Consider the following 1459-nt stretch of genomic DNA (forward strand, 5'->3'; position numbering starts at 1 on the left):
GGGGGGTGCTTCTATGGTTTTGTCAAGCCGCTTGGGTGGTGGCTGGTTGGTAGAAGGAGCCGTCGCGCAGCATCGCGAACAGCACGTCGCAGCGGCGCCTGGCCAGGCAGAGCAGGGCTTGGCCGTGGCGTTTGCCGGTTGCGATCTTCTTGTCGTAGTAGGCCCGCGAGGGCGGGTGTGACAGGGAGGCGAAGGCCGCGAGGAAGAACGCGCGTTTGAGCTGCTTGTTGCCGCGGCGGGGTGGCGCTTCGCCGCGGATCGAGGAGCCCGAGGCTCGGGTGGCCGGGGCCAGCCCCGCGTAGGAGGCCAGGTGGGCGGCCGTGGCGAAGCCCGAGCCGTCGCCCACGTCGATCAGGATGCGGGCGCCGGTCCTGACGCCGATGCCGGGCATCGAGGTCAGGACCGCGGAAAGAGGGTGGGCCTCCAGCAGGGCCCCGATCTCGGTTTCCAGGTGTTTGCGCTGGTCCAGGGTTCTTCGCAGGGAGTCGGCGAGGTTGGCGATGACGGTGGAGGCCGCTTCGGTGCCGGCGACCACGACGGTCTGCTCCTCCAGTGCGGTGAACACCTCGTCGATGAGGCGCTGGGCCATGCGGGGGGCCTCGGGCCGGATGAGGGTGACCAGGCGGGAGCGTCCGGCTTTGCGGATCCGGGCCGGGGTGGGGTAGCGCTGGAGGAGCTTGAGGACCGCGGGGTGGTCGGCGCGGGGGCCCAGCACGCGTTCCAGGGCGGGGTGGAGCTGGGTGAGCAGGCCGCGCAGCCGGTTGCGGGTGCGGGTGGTCTCGGCGGCCAGGTCGTCGTCGTGTCCGGCGACCATGGCCAGGGCGGCGATGGTGTCGTCATCGGGCGCGAGGTCGCGCAGGGTGTGCGGCATTGTGCGGGCGGCATCAGCGATCACCGCGGCATCGCGGGCGTCGGTCTTGGCCTCGCCGGGGTAGAGGTCGGCGATGCGGCGCATGGTCAGCCCGGGCAGGTAGGCCACCGGGCAGCCGGTGTCGCGGGCCACGGCCAGGGGCAGGGCGCCGATGGAGGCGGGCTGGTCGACCACGACCAGCACCGTGCCGTGCTTGGCTTGCAGTTTCTCCAGCGCGGACCGCAGTTTCGGTTCGCTGTTGGGCAGGCGTTTATCGAAGACGGTCTTACCGGCGGGGGTGAGGCCGCGGGCGTGGTGCTCGCCTTTGCCGACGTCCAGGCCGAGGTAGACGCCGATCTGGTCGTTGGTCTCGGTCACTGGTGCTCCTGCCTGTCGTGTGTGTTCCCGGCCTTGGCTGGGCACCGTCTGCCGGCATCCACATTACGTAGGGCCTGCTCAGAAGGCGGCTCGTGCTTCTATCAGCGGTCTCGCGGTGCCTCCGGTGCCCGGTGACACCACCCCCCGGATCATGGGTGACAGGGGGCACAAAGTCATGCCGGGCCCGGAGGCCGGGAGCCCCATTGCGGGACTGCTCCAGAAGGTAATGGG

The 1459-nt window shown here is 70.5% G+C and carries 1 protein-coding gene; it reads right to left on the reverse strand.

All coding sequences use genetic code 11. From position 1 onward, the window contains the following. Positions 1-22 precede the first annotated feature (22 nt). On the reverse strand, positions 23-1228 hold the full coding sequence (locus CLV63_RS33060) for an IS110 family transposase (RefSeq protein ID WP_106587178.1): 1206 nt from the start codon (positions 1226-1228) through the stop codon (positions 23-25). Between the last annotated feature and the right edge of the window lie 231 nt (positions 1229-1459).

The sequence above is a fragment of the Murinocardiopsis flavida genome (assembly GCF_003014485.1).
Lineage (GTDB): Bacteria > Actinomycetota > Actinomycetes > Streptosporangiales > Streptosporangiaceae > Murinocardiopsis > Murinocardiopsis flavida.